The organism is Roseibium sp. JB4-4 (assembly GCF_055693425.1).
Map to the genome: position 1 here is coordinate 2,837,243 of NZ_CM146333.1, position 16,972 is coordinate 2,854,214.

Here is a 16,972-nt window from a genome sequence, read left to right on the forward strand (position 1 = left end):
TGTTTGAAGATTGAACCGAGACTTAACGATAGCCGAATGGCCGCAGGGACAGCCGATTCGCATCTGCAAGATAGCAAAGACGACATCAGAAAGTGTCGCGTGCATGTTCAATATGCGTTGAGCTGCCTGGAAGGCAGGTTTTCAGTTTTTGGGTTCTGACATATCGGCCGGACCCGTCATGCGAACCGTTTCGCACCCGCGACACAGATGACAACCAGTATCGTAACCGCGATCATGGAGGGGGCGATAGGTTCTGCCAACAATACGGCAGCCAGGATCAGGCCGAAAAAAGGCTGCAATAGCTGCAGTTGCCCAACGCCCGCAGTGCCTCCGATTGCCAGGCCCCTGTACCAGAAAACGAAACCGACAAGCATTGAAAAGACAGACACGTAGCCAAGGCTCAGCCAAACCGGCAGCCCCAGATCTGCGAAGGACTGCGGATACGTGACCGCCGCCAGACCTGCCATGAAGGGAAGTGACAGGATCAAGGCCCAGGATATCACCTGCCAGCCACCCAGCCGGCGCGAAAGTTGTGCGCCTTCGGCATAGCCCAAGCCACACGCGACAATCGCGGCAAGCATGAATACATCACCGGTCAGAGAGGTATCTGAACTCCGGGCCAAGGCAAATCCAACGACTGCCGCGCTGCCCAGGATCGAAAAAACCAAAACAGGGGTGCGGGTCGTTCACCACCCCGTATCACCCCGAACGCGGCCGTCGTCAAAGGCAACAAACCAATGAACACGATGGAATGCGCCGCAGTGATGTGCTCAAGCGCAAGGGCTGTCAAAAGCGGGAAGCCGATGACCACACCGATTGCAACGATCGCAAGCGACTTCAGATCAGCAACAGACGGCCGCCGTTGCTTCATCAGTCCAAGCAGGAGACACGCCAGAACGGCGGCAAGCACTGCCCGCGCAGCTGTCAAAAAATAGGGATCGAAACCACTCACGGCCACTCGCGTCGCCGGCAACGAGCCACTGAAGATCAGCACACCGAGCAAACCACTGCCCCAACCGGAAAATGAAGAGTTCATCGCGACAAATCCTTTTTTGGATTTGTAGGTGGATTAGATCAGCAAAGGCAGATACAGATCAATACAATACTTAAAAACTGTATTGGTTTATTAAGCCATACAACGGAGCTGATGGTGACAAAGGCAACACGCCGAAATCTTGTCGTGGAACACATCAACCGCAGGATCCGGTCCAGAACACTTGGACCTGGAGACAAGCTGCCATCCGTTCGCGGACTTGCTTCCACTTTGAACATGTCTCCGTCGACAGTCGTGGAGGCTTATGACGTTCTGGCGGCAGAAGGTGCCATTTGGGCGCGGCGCAGTTCCGGTTTTTTTGTCGCCGACAAGGCTCAGCCCTTTGCCGTTTCCCAAACCGGTCCGCAGCTGGATCGTGAAGTTGATTCCCTTTGGGTCGCAAGACAATCGATCGACACGGAAAACGAACTGACCAAGCCCGGGTGCGGCTGGCTGCCAAGCGACTGGATGCCGGTCGATGCACTGCGCCGTGCCATGCGCCAGGTCGCCCGCGCGAATAACACCGTACTGACTGACTACGGCAGCGCTCAGGGGCACCGAAACTTGCGACATCTTATTGCCCGCAAGCTTCACGATCAGAGTAACGACGTGGATCCGGACTGTATTCTTTTGACAAACTCAGGATCGCAAGCTCTGGATCTGGTGTGCAGGTTCTTGCTCAGTCCAGGGGACACGGTTCTGGTCGACGACCCCTGTTACTTCAATTTTCATGCCCTTCTGAGGGCCCACCAAATCAAGATCGTCAGTGTGCCTTATACGCCAAAGGGCCCTGATCTTGCTGCGCTGGAGGACACCCTGAAAGACAAGCGCCCGCGGCTATATCTTACCAACTCAGCGCTTCACAATCCGACAGGGGCAACGCTCTCGGCCGCGACTGCGCACCGCGTCATGTCACTTGCCGAAACACATGATCTCATCATCGTGGAAGATTCCATCTTCTCCGAATTTGAACCGGCGCTTTCTCCACGCCTCGCGGCTCTCGACGGTCACAATCGTGTCCTGACCATCGGCAGTTATTCCAAAACACTGTCGGCCTCTCTGCGTTGCGGCCATATCGTAGCTCGACGGGACTGGATCGAAGCCCTGACGGATTTGCAGGTTGCGACCAATTTTGGCGGCCCCAGCCCCATGGTGAGCGAAGTTCTGCACACGGCTTTGACCGATGGCAGCTACAGAAAACACATGGAAGCCCTGATAACCAGGCTCGACCAACGGCGCGCCCAAATGACCAATGAACTTGGTGCATTGGGACTGAAGCCGTGGGTAAAGCCCCGCGGCGGTTTCTATCTCTGGTGCGAATTGCCAAACCAGATTGACGCTGCAACCGTTGCACGCGTGTCTCTGACAAAAGGGGCTGTTTTCGCTCCGGGCAACGTTTTCAGCGCATCGCAGAGCAAGTCTTCCTTCATGCGCTTCAACGTCAGCCAGCTGGAACCCGAGCACCTGAAGATACTCGGTGAAGTGACAACGACCGGCGATACGGCGAACGTCATCTGACCTATGCGAGCCGACCCTAGAACCAGAAACCTTCCCGGCGCCAGATCGTCAGGTTGCCGCGAACCGGAGGCGCAGGTGTTCCACCAAGAATGGTGAACTCCATTCCACCGTTGATGCCCTTACCGCCGGTCTGCTTCAGGATGACCCATTCATTGCATTGCGGACCACCGCTGGAGCTTTGGCACATGTCGATGCGCACGCTCTTCTCGTCTATCTTGTTCCAGACCCAGTCGACAATTGCCACATGACCGTTCCAGACCATGAAATCGAGTGGCTTCACTTCGTGGACGTCATCAATGTTGATCTTGGCGACGTGCTTTGGATAGTTCTTTGGTGAGACGCCGTGGTATTTGTCCCACTCGCCGGTGTAGATTAGAAAATTGGCGATGAAGCCAATGCAGTCCATGCCGAAGAAGCGGTCCTGAACCATCTGCTGCAATGCTGCACGGTCCGACATCTTGTCAAAATACATTCTCTTGATCTTGCCGGTCTGCTCGACATCCTTGGAGCCGTCCTTTTTGGCACGGCCGCAGACGTCGACCTTGTATTTGTCCATCAGCTCCTTGTTCTTGAGCATGAAATTCCAGATCTTCACGAAAGCCTTGTCATTTCCCTGACCCTTCAGCGCAAGATCAATCGCCTTGCCGCCGACATGTTGATTGAGGTTGATGCCGCTGGCATCCTTGATCCATCTGAAATTCTTGTAAAAACTGGTCGCGCTGTCATTGCCGCCATTGCCGCGATCCTTGCAAAGATACTGGCTCAGCTTGACAGGACCCGCGCTGGTCTGGAGACCCGGACTGGTGAGATGATCTACGTAATGGTATGGCAGGAAAAAGGACTCAGCCACATTCACTCTCCCTAAATTGGCCCCCGCATTTGGCCCCTTTTCGGTGTGGTGACCGGCATCAAATCTCTGAGAACCGGCGAGGCTAAATTGCCGTGGCAGTGAGGTTCTGTCTGTCTTCTACATCACACAATTCTTCTCCGCCTGCAGCGCAGCCGCCATTTTGAAAGACTTGATTGCGCGCACACCGCAATTCCTGCCTGAGGAACCAGGTGCGGAAATTGAGCCGACTAATTTTCTTTTGTTCCCTGATTGCTGAGCGATAATTGATCGCCTAGTCTTCCATCATCGGCTTTGGCCGACGGCTTCGCTACCTATGATTGCAATTTTCCTGGCAGGCAGTTGCATGACGGCTCGGCGCAGCCAAACTGAGGGAGAGAAAATCGTGACAAAATTTGAAGAACAAGAACAGTCATTCGACGAATTTGACGAGGCCATCAATCCGCCGCCGGAAGTGACCGAATTCGACCAGGTGGTCGACGAGGCCCTGTCCCGGCGTGGGTTCCTTGGGGGCGTCATGGCTTTTGGCGCCGGATCATTCGTGCTCGGTACATCCGTCTTTGGCTCCGGAGAGGCCGCGGCACAGAATTCCCGCCTGGGCTTCAACCAGGTGGCAGCCAACACGCTTGACGACATCACCTTGCCAGATGGCTATTCCAGCCACGTGGTCATTCGCTGGGGTGACCCGATGTTTTCCGGCGTTGCCGAATTCGACCATGCGACCCGCGGCAACGGCGAAAGCCAGGCCGGCGCATATGGTGACAATATCGATGGCATGGCGCTTTTCGAGCTCGGCGACGCATCGGTCCTGGTCAACAACAACGAATATACCAACCGGAAGATCATCTGGGGCAATCGGCCAGAAGGAAAGTCGGAAACGGATGATGATGTCCTGAAGGGCATGATGGCCCACGGCGTTTCCGTGATCGAAATCGCCAAGAGCGACAATGGCTGGGCTCTGGTCAAGGACAGCAAATACAATCGACGCATCACACCGCAGACCGAAATGGAAATTACGGGCCCCGCGGCCGGTCATGCCTCGATGCAAACAGAAGCTGACCCTGCCGGGACGCTGTCCAAGGGCACATGGAACAATTGCGGCAACGGGCGCACACCCTGGGGCACCTATCTTGCCTGTGAGGAAAACTTCAACGGCTACTTCTCCTCATCCGACCCTGATATCGAACGAACCGATGCGCAGAAGCGCTACGGGGTCAACGTCGAAGACTGGGGCTATGGCTGGGCCCAGATCGATGACCGGTTCGACATTGCCAAACACCCGAACGAAGCCAATCGTGCCGGTTGGGTGGTCGAAATCGACCCATCTGACCCGGCGTCAACGCCCAAGAAGCGGACTGCATTGGGCCGGTTCAAACATGAGAACGCGGAAGTCGTGGTCAATGGAGACGGGCGCATCGTCGTTTACATGGGTGACGATGAACGCGGCGAGTTCCTGTACCGTTTCATTTCCGACGGCGTTTATGCCGAAGGTGCAGACAATTCCGATCTGCTGGCTGAAGGAACACTTTATGCGGCGAAGTTCCATCCCGACGGCACCGGTCAATGGTTGGCGCTGACGCCAGAAACGACTGGTATGGCGTCGGCTGCCGAGGTCGTGATCAATGCCCGTGCCGCCGGTTCTACTGTCGGCGCGACAACCATGGACCGGCCGGAATGGGTTGCAGCCAACCCAAAAAAGCTGAGATCTATTGCGCTCTGACCAACAACAAGAACCGCGCAATCAAGCCCAATGCGGGTGGAGACCCAACTCCGGCGATGGGCCCGAACCCACGTGCGGAAAACCACTATGGGCAGATCGTCCGCTGGTGGCCTGCAGGCAGCAACCATACCAGCGACAGCTTCACCTGGGACCTGTTTGCGCTGGCAGGCAACCCGACCGTTCACCAGGATGCCTATGGCGGATCAGTGAACATCAATGAAGGCAACATGTTTAATTCGCCGGACGGGCTGTTCTTCGACACCAAGGGTCTTTTGTGGATTCAGACCGACGGCAATTACTCCAATGAAGAGGACTTTGCCGGACATGGAAACAACCAGATGCTTGTGGGTGATCCCGCAACTGGCGAGATCAAGCGGTTCCTGGTTGGCCCGAAGGAATGCGAAGTGACCGGTGCGGCAATGTCCAGCGACGGTAAAACGCTTTTCGTCGGCATTCAGCACCCCGGCGAACGCGGTGACTCGCATTGGCCTGAAGGCGGTGACAGTGTCCCACGGTCTGCCGTCATTGCGGTAACACGGGATGACGGCGGCCAACTCGGCTGACGCCATACTGATTCGAGCAAAAAACCGGCGCGGCCATTGCCGCGCCGGCCTCATAAGGGCGAACCACTTTTTCAAGTGGCTGCTTATCCGCGCAGCCGATGATGCAAGATGATCGGCACTGCGAGTTCTTCTTCATCCGCCAGATGCCGGACAAGAAAGGCTTCTATTGTTTCGGCAAGACCGTGCAGTTGACCAGCTTCTTCGCGCGCCTGCGCTTCATCCAGCTGGGTCAGCTTGATGGTCCTGTTGGCGGTTTCGGTAAACTCATCCAGGACGCGATCCAGTTCGTGATGGTCCTTTTCCAGGATTTCCAGGCCTGCATCAAAGCGGGGATCGGCAACGGAGAGCTCCGGGAAATAACTCCTGTCTTCCCAGGTGTGATGCCCATGGAGGTTCGCGACCAGCGCATTGCCGTAATATGACAACCGACCTGCGTAGTCATCGGAAGAGCGTCCTTTGCCGAGGTACACCTCGGTTTCAGTGCGCACCAGCTCCCCCAACTTGCGGAACATCTGGTGAGCACCCAGCCAGTGCCTGGTTTTGTCCTTGAAGCCAGGATGTGCCTCCCAGCTGTCCCTTGGATAATCATCCAGCAGAAGACGCATTTCTGCGGGCATATCTTTGGTGCGCATATTGAACGTCGGTGTCATCGTCTTCTCCTTTCTCCATCCTGCAATACCCGGAAGCCACATCTTCAGGCGGTCCATCAAATTTGCCTTCAACGCGACAGAACATTTGTTTCCGGGACATCGGAAGGGTCTTATGTCGGCATGCCTTTGCCGGAATTCCAGTTGCTGAGATGCAATGCGGGTATGCAATCAGCGCCCAGGCCGGCGACCGATTGAGAAGTTGCCGCTGTATGACAGCGATCATTCAACCGCATGCTGTCGCACTTGTGAGCCGTTCAACAGCTCGCCGGACTTGCAATTTCCGGAAATCAACCAGAGTGTTGGCATTCTGCAGTTTCCAACAACGCACATTCAGCGAGTTTCTTTCAGCCCATGGCCACGATCGAATATGTCTATTCCGCTCACTCCGGCTATGCCTATCTCGGTTCAGCGGAGCTGCTGCGGATTTGCGCTGACAACTCCGTCACATTGATCCACAGACCGATTCTGCTTTCACCAGTGATCGATGCACAGCGAGCGCCCTCGTTCCGGGGGCGGACGCAACAGCATGTCGACTATTTTTTTGGGCGGGAAATTGAACGATGGGCCGAGTTCCGAAACGTCCCCATCATCAACTACCGACCCAGTCGGCATGATGCTGACTATAGCCTTGCCTCGGGAATGATCCTTGCACTTGGCGAAACCGGTCAGCAAACGGATGCCATGGCACATGGACTACTCGAAGCCCATTGGCGTGACGATATGGATCTTTCGGATCTGGCAGCTTTAAAGGCACTTGCCACCTCACTGGGGCATGATGCTGATGCGCTTCTTGCAAAGGCCGGTTCAGCGGAAATGCAATCCTGGCTGCAAGCCAACACGCGTTGGGCACAGGAGAAAAACGTATTCGGGTCACCGACCTATTTCGTTGATGGCGACCCCTTTTACGGGCAAGATCACCTTGAGCTGGTGAAGCGCGCACTTCATACACCTTTCAAGGCTCCCGGTTGGTCAAATCCACCCGTGAAGTAAGGAATACCTCTGCCGGCCCCGATGACCGGTGATCTGTAAGGTGTGAGTGCCAAAGTCAGTTGGAAGTCCGGCCCCTCGCCCGGGCGTTCAGTTCAAAAGTTCTTCAATCACAGAGGCCTGTTGCTTACGTCCGTCAGGATCAGTTGCCGTCTTGAAACGGGTGAACTCCTCCCCCAACTGGACGTGCGCTTTCGAATGGGCGGCTCATTTGCCTCGACACACTCAAGGACCACTGACGCGACTTTTTCCGCTGTCTGGTAAATGTCGCCACCTGCGGCTCTATCCTGCGCGCTACCGATGTATTTCTGGAGGATGGGTAGATATTCATCCTCCAGCATGCCGCCTGTTTCCTCGATTTGCTTCATAATATTGGCCGCGAATTCGGACTGGATTCCACCAGGCTCTACTGTTGTGAAATCGATGCCAAAATTCGGCGACACGTAGCTGGCCAAAGCTTCCGTAAATCCTTCGACCGCGAATTTGGCAGCGCAATAGATCTCATTGAACGGCTGACCGACCAGGCCGCCAACCGAGGAAACAGTAACGACGTGTCCTTTGCGCGCTTTGCGCATATGCGGGATGACCGCTTTGGTGCATCGGACGACGCCCATGAAGTTGACGTCCATCACCCAGTTGATTTCTTCTTCGCTCGCCTGTTCCGTGGTGCGCACGTATCCGGCACCGGCATTGTTGATCAGTGTGTCTATCCGCCCCTCGGCAGCTATCACATGATCGACGGCGGCGTTGACGCTTGCACTTTCCTGGACATCCAGCTGCAGCACCTGCAGCGACACGGCGGCATCTTCAGCTGCGGCATCGAGGGTCGACTGCTTGGAAAGGTTGCGCATCGTGGCGTAGACCGTGTGACCCGCCTTGGCAGCCTGTACGGCGATTTCGACACCCAGACCCGTGGATGTGCCGGTGATGAGAATGACTTTGGACATGGCAGGTGTTCCTGAAAAGTGACGGGCATTCGACGCACAAGACCAAAACATCTTCAGATCATGCCGCGAGAGCCGCGAGTGAAAGCATCCATTGGTCCGTTGCGGATGCAGGGCTTGCAGCATGTGCGCCAGTAGCACCTTTAATTAATGAGCAATTACTCATTGTCAATATGGACCGGCAAAATCAATCCATGGTGCAAATCGATCCGGATTGGTAAGTAGGGGGATAGTGAGTTTCAGGAGACACATTTGGCGCGACCAAAGACAGGTGACAAACCTCAGGATTTGCGAAAGGCAACCGTTGACGAGGTGGCGGCAATCGGCTCGACAGCCGTTTCCGTCAACAAGATTGCTGCGCGGGCCGGTCTGAGCGTCGGGACGATTTACAGGTATCACCGAAGCAAGGACGAGCTGCTGTTTGCGGTTTTCCTCGACGTCAAACGCGACATACATGACGCGATGATGTCGGCTGCTGCACAACACCAGGAAACAGCCGATCGTTTGCGGGCCATGTGGTTCGCCCTTGTCGACTATGGCTTTCGCGCACCTCGGGACTTTCAGATGGTTGAGCTGATGAGCACCGAAACGCGAATTCAGGCCAGCGACAATGAAGATCTTAAGCGGCTCATGTCCGAAGTCCTGGCTGAAATTCAGCAAGGGATCGACGATGGCACGCTTGTGAAAGCAAGTGTACGCACCATCGAGACCGTACTTGCTTCGCCGGCGATTACGCTCGCGCGACGCGTTGCGATGGGCCGCCAGGGCATCGACAAAGACGAAGTGGAGCGAATTTTTTCCTTGGTCTGGCGCGGGATTGCCCATGACCAGTCAACGTTTCAAACCCATCCATAGCTTGGACAACGCCCGGCGCAAAACGCATGTCCCCGTGAGACAGTCGAACCTCAGATCAACGTGCCCAACAGACCAACCAGCAACGAAGCCATGACCACCAGGCTCAATGGCATTCTCAGCTTCGGGTACCAGGAGGGTGCGTCTCCAGACCGTGAAGCCGAAACGTCCTGGTAAAGCACAAGAGCGAAGGCTGCCACCATCACCAGCAAACCGGTTGACAAGGGCAGCAGCAACCCGACCCAGGCAATCAGGGACGGAACGACGCTGAGCGAGAGACGCGTGACTTGATTGTCGGTCGAGCTGGCGTCACTTATGGCAAGCCCCCATTGAATGCCTCCGAGAAAAGACAGAATGACTGCGCCGTAAAAAGCCATCGCTTGAGCAGCCCAATTTGACCAGTTTTCAGGTGCGAACACACAAAGAAATGCCAGGCCTGCAAACGGAATCGCGCCGGTTCCGCCTAACCATCGCGCTGCAACCGGCACGGTCGCCGGATCTTTCGGGTTTGTAAGACCAGTTGCGCTTTTAGCTGTCTTCATCAGAAAATTTCTCCCGGTCCCTGGCGCAACGTTTGAGAAGCGCAATGTCTCAATTCGCCTGGCGACGCATTTCATCGCGCCGCATCGGCATCTTGTCGATCAGTGCGAAGATTGCATTCGCTGACACAGGCTTGGTAGAGCGCAGTTTGAGACCGGTGTCTTTTCCGAAGAGCACGACTTCAAATTGCTCATCGGTCTTGCGCGCATAGTTCCTCACGCCAGATCCGGAAACATTGAGGTCAGGTCCAATCACAGTGTTTGCTGTCCCGGAAACGATTTCCACCAAGACCAGATGCCGCTCTTCAAATCCTTCCTGAATGCGTGCAAATGCGCGGCGCTGCGCAATCAGATCTGCGTCTTCAGGATGCGGCGCGAATACAACGATCACACGGTGCTTCCAGGCCCAGGCTTCCGGAACCTCTGCTTTGCTAGCCTGTGACGGAATAAATGTTGCGGCCACAACGGCAAGGGCCGTTCGAATGCCATTCCAGCTGCTATTGGGCATATGTCCGTTCCGGTTAATCTGTCTTCAAGTTCAAAGACCCCTACGCATGTCGCCGACAATCGGATTTCAGGCCTGAATTCCGAACCATGATGATCTTCCTGAATTCTTCTGCTCACGGGTCAACAGCAACCGGCCGTGAACCAAGTTGAATGGAACTGCGTAAATCAGGCATCTAGTCGTGAACCGCCGGATAGACACCTCAACCGCTCTTGCAAGGACCAGACAAGAATGACCCGTCGTCCCAGTCTTGCTTTTCTCAAGACAAAAGCTTTTAAGACGACGACGGCCGCACTGGTGTCGATCGGAACGGTTTTCACACCATCGCTTGACGGTCACGCGGCTTCGGCAAAGCCAATCAACTCAGCACACGACTTTACGTTCGAAATGGCATTCGGCGAGCCGCTTTCCTTGAAAGAATTTGCCGGAAAGACCGTATTGATTGTCAACACGGCCACCGAGTGCGGGTTCAGCGGCCAACTCTCGGGCCTGCAAGAGCTTCACGAGCGCTATGAAGGTCAGGGACTAGTTGTGCTGGGTGTTCCGTCCAACGATTTCGGCGGTCAGGAACCGCGCACCAACGATGAAATCGCGAAGCATTGCGAGGCTGAATATGGCGCGACCTTCACAATGACTGCGAAAACGGCTGTGAAAGGTGAACATGCTCATCCCTTCTACCAATGGGCTGCCAAAGAGCTAGGCGTCACCGCGAGGCCTTACTGGAACTTCCACAAGTATCTGATTGATTCGAACGGCAAGCTGGTTGCCTGGTTTGCAACACCGACCGCGCCAACGTCAGGAAAACTGACCTCAGAAATTGAGCGCCTGTTGACCAGCGCGGCAAAAGGCTGACACCGGCGCACAGTTTGCGCCACATCAACGCCCCCTCACCGCCCCAAGCCTAGGTTTCTCCAACAGAAAGTCCAAACCTTAGGAGAAACGAGATGGCCGTATCCAATTGGGAAGCTTTTGTCGCGCAAACGGACGAGCGCATGGCGGCAGTTCGCAAAGGCGTGCCTGAGGTTGCCAAAGGATTTGGCGCACTTGCCAAGGCTGCCACCGCACCCGGCGCACTCGACGCAAAGACAAAGGAACTGATTGCGCTTGCCATCGGCATTACTGCGCGCTGCGACGGCTGCCTAGCCTATCATGCCCGCGCGGCGGCTCGCCTTGGCGCAAGCCGCGACGAGATCCTCGAAGTCATTGGCGTGTCCGTCTATATGGGCGGCGGCCCTTCAATGATTTATGGAGCCGAAGCACTGGCGGCATTTGACGGCCTTGGCGAAGGCAGCTGACGAACCGTATGCACTAGCGGTTTGGAGGTGCACGGAACTGCGCACCTCCTTTATTCGAAAGCCCCCTAAGAGGCCACAGTTTCATTCACTCAGGATCGGTTCAAAGCCTTCAAACTGAGGATGGCCGACATAAAGGCCCTTGTTTGTGCCTGCGTTTTTATGAGCTGCGCGAAAATGCTCCGACCTGGTCCAGTTGACGAAGTCCTCACGGCTGTTCCAGACCGTATGAGTCGCGTAAAGCGTGGTGCCCATTTCTTCGTCCTCGGGCCCCTTCAACAAATGGAATTTCTGAAATCCGGGGACGTCATTCAGCCTTGAATCCCGCTCACGCCAGACCGTTTCAAAAGCGTCTTCCAGACCGTTCTTGATAGCGAAACGGTTCATGGCGATGAACATATTATCTCTCCGGGTTCGAATTTCGTGGTGCCGCTCGAATAATAAATATGACTCCAAAATTCAAGTTATTTGAGCGCGTGTTGCCCCTCAAGATTCATATCTGACAAAAGCGAACCGGCGACTGTCCGGTGCCCAGGAGGGAACATTCAGCGTCCCTTGTCCGCCAAAAAGTCCGAGCAGTGTCTTGGGTGTTCCACCCCCGGCTGGTAACAGACGCAGTTCCACATCCTTGTTGGCCGGGTGGCCTGACGTTCCCGCTTCATAGGCGAGATAGACGACATGTTGGCCGTCGGGCGAAGGATGCGGAAACCAATTGACCCGTTCATCTGCCGTCATTCGTTGAAGCTCCGATCCGTCCGGTCGCATGCGCCAAAGCTGTACATCGGTGTCTTTTTCACCGTTGAACCAGATCCAATTGCCATCCGGCGCATAATCCGGGCCATCGCAATGGTCGAAGTCTCTTGTCAGCTGCGTTTCTTCACCACCGGTGACCGAACATGTAAACACCTGGAAAGTGCCACGCGTTTGTTCGCGCTTGCCGACAAAAGCCAGGGTCCGGCCGTCGGGTGCCCATCCATGCCAATACGAGGGCGTTTTCGATGTTACACGCACTGGCAGACCGCCACCGACCGGAAGCGTATAGATGCAGCTTTCGGGCGTTCGGGATGCATCACTGATGACAAGCAATCGCCCGTCAGGCGACAAACCGTGATCGTTGTTGAGAGCCGTTGCAAATCCGGTATCGATTTCAATGAGTGAAGGCGCGCCAATTGGCAGTCGGTAGAGACGACCGTTCCCGTTCACCACCAGCGTGTCACCGTCGGGCAACCAGTTTGGTGCTTCCAGGTGGCGCTCGGCCTCAAGAATAATGGTTTCGCTGCCGGTCGCGATATCAAACGTTGCAACAATGCTCTTCAATACCCGCTCCCACGCGTCAGTTTTCCTGGATCACATGTGGCACAAAGCGCGAAAGATCCTGCGTGATCGGATGCCGGTCCTCACGGATACAAATGCCTGAAGCCTGACCACCAACGATCCAGGAACCGATCATCGCGTAGTCATCCCCGAACTTCGGGGGCTCCGTGTAAGCTTGGAGAATATGCCCCTCAGCGCCATAGGCTCCCGGTGTCGTCAACTCCTCATCGCCGAGCCCGCGCAGGGTAATGTTGGCACCCTCGCGGCTGAAAAACGGCTTGCGAACATGCGGCCCCGCCAAAAACGCGTCGTCGGCTTCTCCCTCGAAGAAGGACGGCAGCAAATTGGGATGCTCAGGGAACATTTCCCACAGGAGCGGCAAAATTGCCTTGTTTGAAAGTATCGCCTTCCACGGAGGTTCAATCAGTTGCACGGGAGCGCCTGGCAAATACGGTCCATAATCCTCACGGAACATGTCTTCGTAAGGATAAAGCTTGAACAGTGCATCGATGACAAAAGCGTCGCTGTCTGCGAACCGTCCCTGCTCGTCAACACCGATTTCCTCAACCGCGACAAAATGCGGGATCAGTCCTGCCTGCTTTGAACAGTCTTCCAGATAGCGAACCGTCGCACGGTCCTCGTCCTGGTCTTTCGAGGAGGCGAAATGAATATGGAATCCCGGCGCGAACATGGACGCGAACCGCTCAATCAAACGGTCCTGCACCGAATTGAATTGATCGGTGTCTTCCGGCAGCACGCCTGCCTTGATCTGTTCTTCCAGCCACATCCATTGAAAGAAACCGGTCTCATAAAGAGCCGTGGGGGTGTCCGCGTTGAACTCGAGCAGTTTTGCCGGACCCGTGCCGTTATAAAAGAAGTCGAAACGACCATAGAGCGAAGGCGTTTCGGCTTCCCAGGATTGTCGGATCCAGGACCGGTAGTCCTGCGGTATCGCGATCTTCTGTAGAAGCGCATCATCCCGAACGACCCGATCCACAAGCTCCAGGCACATGCCATATAGCTCTTGCGAGGGATCCTCAATATCGTCCTCGATCTCCTTGAGCGAGAACGAATAGGCCCTGCTTTCATCCCAGTAAGGCGCGCCATACATGGTGTGAAAGCCGAAGCCGAGCTTCTCAGCCTCTTCTTTCCAACCGGGTCTTTCGGGAAGCTCTAACCGTTTCATTTCAGATGGCGGATCAGAGTTTTCCAGCAGCGCTTGAACGTCATTGCGCTGAGGGTTTTCCAAGGCCTTGATCTTTGCTTCCAGGTCAGCGCCGCTTTCAAGCCGGGCTTCCTCGTCAGCTGCTTCCAGAATAGCCTGCTGCTCGGCCTGACGCTGCTCGAGCCTGGAAAGGCTGTCGACGGCGCTTGCCAGTTTTCCGTCAGAGGCAGTGGTATTCGTGGACGCAGCTTTTTGCGCCTTGATCAGAGCTTCGTTTGCTTTGGCGCTTTCCATCTTGCGCTGAAGTGTCTCGATCTTGTTTTCCGACTGGCGGATGGTGCTGTCCATACGCTCTTCGGTGGACTTGTACTGATCAAACAGGGCCTGATCGGACTCGGCCTTGTCACGCAATTTCAGGATGCTTTCGATGATCTGAACCGCCAATGGCTCGTCGCCTTGCGCCTTCGCGGTGCGCGCAGCTTCGGTGCGACGTTCAATCTCGGTCATCAATTCAGCGACCGATTTTTCCTTCAGTTTGCGGTTGGCCACCATGCGGGCCTTCTCGTCCTTGGCCGCAGAAATCGCCTGCTTGGCCTCGCGAACTTCCTGCTCCAGGATTGTCATCAGGTTCGCATCCTGAATGGATTCGGCCGCGTCATTGGCATGGCCCTTGAACGCAGTGATCAATTTGCCCCAAACACTCATGTTCCAGATATCCTTGCTTGATGAAACGGCTTTAAATTGCAGCGCTGACCTTGGGGCCGACTTCGGCGGCGAGTTCAAGCGCACTGTTTGAAATCGTGCGCAGCTCCGTTTCGACGGAATCCAGCGTCGAGCGGACCGACATGGCTCCGAACAGTTCATAGTATTCGCGACCGTCAACCACATCGATGGAGAGCGCGCATAGCGGCAGAAGCTTCTTGTGATTGCGCAGCATCATCGCCTCGAATGCGCCCGGATTGTCCTGTGCGTCGCGCGGCCAGAGCACCGTCGATGTCAGGATCTGGGTCTCTCCAAGGGTCAGGAAAAGTGTGATTTCGCCTGCGGAGCGGAGTTGAACCTCAAGAACGTCCGATTGTGCTTCGTTGATCTTGCAGCTGATCTCACCTTCTGCGAATGACTCCGACGCTTCGAGCGCGTCCTTGAGTTCCTGCAATGTCCAGGGGGTCTGCCGTGCGTTCATCCAATCGCCTCCAGATTTTTCACCGGGTCCACTCCCAGCATCGAACAAGTAGAAGTGAAACCAGACCGTTTCAAGCGGTTTTTCAGATTGGCCTGCGCGTTTGACAACCAGCGTCCCTCTCGTCACATTATGGGCCAAACACAAGCGGGGGCAATTAGCGCGCTGTGCCACTACTGCAACTCGTCATATCACGACTTTATCAGCATATATTGGAGCTCAAGCTCTGGCTGCTGTCGACACTGATTTGCGGATATCTGCTGATCTCCTGGCTCCTGTTTTTCCTTGCAGGCGAAGCGGGACTGACCAGCAATCCACTGACTTTTATCTATTTCGCCGCCACGACCGCTTCGACAGTCGGGTATGGTGACCTTTCACCGGAGACCGGAGCGGGACGCATGGTTGCCGCCTTCTGGTTTTTTCCGGGGGCCCTTTTGATATTCTCTGCAGTTCTCGGCCGGCTGACAGGCATGCTTGTGGAAGGAGTGAGGCGTATGGCTGACGGAAACGGTAACTACGAACGTATTCAGAACGCCACCGTCATCGTTGGTTATCACCGGGACAAGACCCCCCTCATGGTGGAGAACCTGGTCGCGGGCCAGGATGGCGACGAAAAGATCATCATTCTTGCAAGCGAAAAGAACGTCGAAGTGCCGGAGGGCGTCCGCTTTGTCAGAGCAGAACGTCTGGATGCGCTTCAGTCATTGCGCCGCGCTGCCATTACCGGATCGCAAAAGGTGCTGGTCTATGCGGCGACGGACGCGGAAACGTTCAACACCTGTCTGGCCATTCGAGAGCTGAACGAAGTCGTCCATATCGCGGCTTATTTCGAAGACAGGGACACAGCAAAACGGGCGGGCAAGCTGGCCAATATCGAACCAGTGGTCTCCAATGCCTGCGAAGCTCTGGTGCGCGCAGCGCAAGACCCTGGTGCCGGCGAAATTCTGATGGCCCTGTCGACTGCAGGCCTCGGCGCGACGATTTATTCAGCCATTGTCGAAGCGGACAACCCGATGGCAACCGGGATCCTGGAAAAGGCTCTCGCGGGATCAGAAGGAACTCTGATTGCGATCTCTCAACCCGAGGACAAAAACTTCGTATTCCGGCCCTTCCCGGATAGCCTGAAGTCCGGTGGATCGGTCTACTACCTTGCCAACAAACGGCTCAGCGCAAATGAAATCAGTGCCGGGCTGGAGGGAACCGATGTTCGGATCACTGTTTAAGCGCAACAAAGAATGGCAGCCTCCCGAAGTGCTCGGACTGACAGTCGGCCGCGGCATTACATTCGACCCGATTGCGCTCCGCCTGCTGCCGGAAGACAGCCTGATCGAACGACCAGATTCAACGCTCATGATCACCGCACAGGGCCATTGCGACCTTGGCGAACAGTCACACATGCACCGCTTTTATCCTGATGACGATCGGTTCCTGATCCAGTTTCAGGGAGGTGACGGCCAAAGCGACGAGCGGGTCGATGAAATAATGCTCTGGTACTTTTATGATGTGCAATATCCTTCAGGCGATCAGGAATGGAACCGCCTGAAACAGGCTATTCGCCAGAACAGTTACACATTGGAGGGCGAAAACGGCAATCATCGGTACGAGCGCGCCTGGTTCGATACTTCGACCGGCCCGGAAGACCCGATGACCTATTGGGAGGAAGTCTGCGACGACCGATCTGGCAGCGGTCGCAGGCGCATCTTCCAAACTGCAATGTTGTATGCACGCGGCTTGAAAGACGGCCGCGACGAAATGCTTCTTATCAATATGGAGGAGCCGGACAATGCGGAACGCAGTATTGCGTTCATGATCGGCTTTCCCCTCGAACGGCATAATTTTTCAGTTTAATTCACTTCTGACTTC

The 16,972-nt window shown here is 55.5% G+C and carries 16 protein-coding genes and 3 pseudogenes; 8 read left to right on the forward strand and 11 right to left on the reverse strand.

Annotation, left to right across the window (positions count from 1 at the left end):
- Positions 1 to 176: 176 nt before the first annotated feature.
- Positions 177 to 1,036: pseudogene (locus ACZ1HV_RS13225) on the reverse strand (DMT family transporter).
- Positions 1,037 to 1,150: 114 nt separating this feature from the next.
- On the opposite strand from ACZ1HV_RS13225, the gene ACZ1HV_RS13230 reads away from it, so the two are divergent.
- The gene (locus tag ACZ1HV_RS13230; RefSeq protein ID WP_472718333.1) at positions 1,151 to 2,551 is read left to right on the forward strand and encodes an aminotransferase-like domain-containing protein; all 1,401 of its coding nucleotides are present in this window, start codon (positions 1,151 to 1,153) and stop codon (positions 2,549 to 2,551) included.
- A 16-nt stretch (positions 2,552 to 2,567) separates the two neighbouring features.
- Here the strand turns inward: ACZ1HV_RS13230 and ACZ1HV_RS13235 are convergent, their stop codons facing one another.
- Positions 2,568 to 3,401 carry a hypothetical protein gene (locus tag ACZ1HV_RS13235; protein ID WP_472718334.1) on the reverse strand — a complete coding sequence of 278 codons (834 nt, stop codon included), beginning with the start codon at positions 3,399 to 3,401 and terminating at the stop codon, positions 2,568 to 2,570.
- A 382-nt stretch (positions 3,402 to 3,783) separates the two neighbouring features.
- On the opposite strand from ACZ1HV_RS13235, the pseudogene ACZ1HV_RS13240 reads away from it, so the two are divergent.
- Positions 3,784 to 5,681 (forward strand): annotated as a pseudogene (locus tag ACZ1HV_RS13240) (PhoX family protein).
- Positions 5,682 to 5,764: 83 nt separating this feature from the next.
- Here ACZ1HV_RS13240 and ACZ1HV_RS13245 read toward each other — a convergent pair.
- The gene (locus ACZ1HV_RS13245; RefSeq protein ID WP_472718335.1) at positions 5,765 to 6,331 is read right to left on the reverse strand and encodes a hemerythrin domain-containing protein; all 567 of its coding nucleotides are present in this window, start codon (positions 6,329 to 6,331) and stop codon (positions 5,765 to 5,767) included.
- A 351-nt stretch (positions 6,332 to 6,682) separates the two neighbouring features.
- On the opposite strand from ACZ1HV_RS13245, the gene ACZ1HV_RS13250 reads away from it, so the two are divergent.
- Positions 6,683 to 7,321: a 2-hydroxychromene-2-carboxylate isomerase gene (locus tag ACZ1HV_RS13250; protein WP_298818975.1), complete on the forward strand. Its 639-nt coding sequence runs from the start codon at positions 6,683 to 6,685 to the stop codon at positions 7,319 to 7,321.
- 107 nt (positions 7,322 to 7,428) lie between these two features.
- Here ACZ1HV_RS13250 and ACZ1HV_RS13255 read toward each other — a convergent pair whose 3' ends face one another.
- Positions 7,429 to 8,265 (reverse strand): SDR family oxidoreductase, encoded by an 837-nt coding sequence (locus tag ACZ1HV_RS13255; protein ID WP_472718336.1) that lies wholly within the window; start codon positions 8,263 to 8,265, stop codon positions 7,429 to 7,431.
- A 249-nt stretch (positions 8,266 to 8,514) separates the two neighbouring features.
- Here ACZ1HV_RS13255 and ACZ1HV_RS13260 point away from each other — a divergent pair, with 249 nt between their 5' ends.
- A complete protein-coding gene (locus ACZ1HV_RS13260; RefSeq protein ID WP_298985032.1) occupies positions 8,515 to 9,117 on the forward strand; it encodes a TetR/AcrR family transcriptional regulator in 603 nt (200 codons plus the stop codon).
- 50 nt (positions 9,118 to 9,167) lie between these two features.
- On the opposite strand, the gene ACZ1HV_RS13265 is transcribed toward ACZ1HV_RS13260, so the two are convergent.
- Positions 9,168 to 9,656, reverse strand: a complete 489-nt coding sequence (locus ACZ1HV_RS13265; protein WP_472718337.1) for a DUF3429 domain-containing protein — start codon at positions 9,654 to 9,656, stop codon at positions 9,168 to 9,170.
- 49 nt (positions 9,657 to 9,705) lie between these two features.
- Entirely contained in the window at positions 9,706 to 10,161 is a 456-nt protein-coding gene (locus tag ACZ1HV_RS13270; RefSeq protein WP_472718338.1) for a DUF4174 domain-containing protein, read from the reverse strand.
- 228 nt (positions 10,162 to 10,389) lie between these two features.
- Between ACZ1HV_RS13270 and ACZ1HV_RS13275 the strand changes: the two genes are divergently transcribed.
- Together ACZ1HV_RS13275 and ACZ1HV_RS13280 are read left to right on the forward strand one after the other, a co-directional pair.
- Entirely contained in the window at positions 10,390 to 11,010 is a 621-nt protein-coding gene (locus tag ACZ1HV_RS13275) for a glutathione peroxidase (protein ID WP_472718339.1), read from the forward strand.
- Positions 11,011 to 11,102: 92 nt separating this feature from the next.
- Positions 11,103 to 11,453, forward strand: a complete 351-nt coding sequence (locus ACZ1HV_RS13280) for a carboxymuconolactone decarboxylase family protein (RefSeq protein WP_298985039.1) — start codon at positions 11,103 to 11,105, stop codon at positions 11,451 to 11,453.
- Between the two features lie 81 nt (positions 11,454 to 11,534).
- On the opposite strand, the gene hmuQ is transcribed toward ACZ1HV_RS13280, so the two are convergent.
- The 5 genes and pseudogenes from hmuQ to ACZ1HV_RS13305 form a co-directional block, all read right to left on the reverse strand.
- A complete protein-coding gene (hmuQ, locus tag ACZ1HV_RS13285; protein ID WP_472718340.1) occupies positions 11,535 to 11,849 on the reverse strand; it encodes a heme-degrading protein HmuQ in 315 nt (104 codons plus the stop codon).
- Positions 11,850 to 11,936: 87 nt separating this feature from the next.
- Positions 11,937 to 12,767, reverse strand: a complete 831-nt coding sequence (locus tag ACZ1HV_RS13290) for a TolB family protein (protein WP_472718341.1) — start codon at positions 12,765 to 12,767, stop codon at positions 11,937 to 11,939.
- 16 nt (positions 12,768 to 12,783) lie between these two features.
- Positions 12,784 to 13,950, reverse strand: a complete 1,167-nt coding sequence (locus ACZ1HV_RS13295; RefSeq protein ID WP_472718443.1) for a glutathionylspermidine synthase family protein — start codon at positions 13,948 to 13,950, stop codon at positions 12,784 to 12,786.
- 39 nt (positions 13,951 to 13,989) lie between these two features.
- Positions 13,990 to 14,634: pseudogene (locus ACZ1HV_RS13300) on the reverse strand (PspA/IM30 family protein); the annotation flags it as partial.
- A gap of 31 nt (positions 14,635 to 14,665) precedes the next feature.
- Positions 14,666 to 15,112 (reverse strand): YjfI family protein, encoded by a 447-nt coding sequence (locus ACZ1HV_RS13305; RefSeq protein ID WP_298818954.1) that lies wholly within the window; start codon positions 15,110 to 15,112, stop codon positions 14,666 to 14,668.
- A 164-nt stretch (positions 15,113 to 15,276) separates the two neighbouring features.
- Between ACZ1HV_RS13305 and ACZ1HV_RS13310 the strand changes: the two genes are divergently transcribed.
- Positions 15,277 to 16,332: an ion channel gene (locus tag ACZ1HV_RS13310; RefSeq protein ID WP_298985042.1), complete on the forward strand. Its 1,056-nt coding sequence runs from the start codon at positions 15,277 to 15,279 to the stop codon at positions 16,330 to 16,332.
- Positions 16,313 to 16,957, forward strand: a complete 645-nt coding sequence (locus ACZ1HV_RS13315) for a DUF2491 family protein (RefSeq protein ID WP_298962246.1) — start codon at positions 16,313 to 16,315, stop codon at positions 16,955 to 16,957. The genes ACZ1HV_RS13310 and ACZ1HV_RS13315 overlap by 20 nt, the downstream gene beginning before the upstream one ends.
- The last annotated feature ends 15 nt before the right edge of the window (positions 16,958 to 16,972 follow it).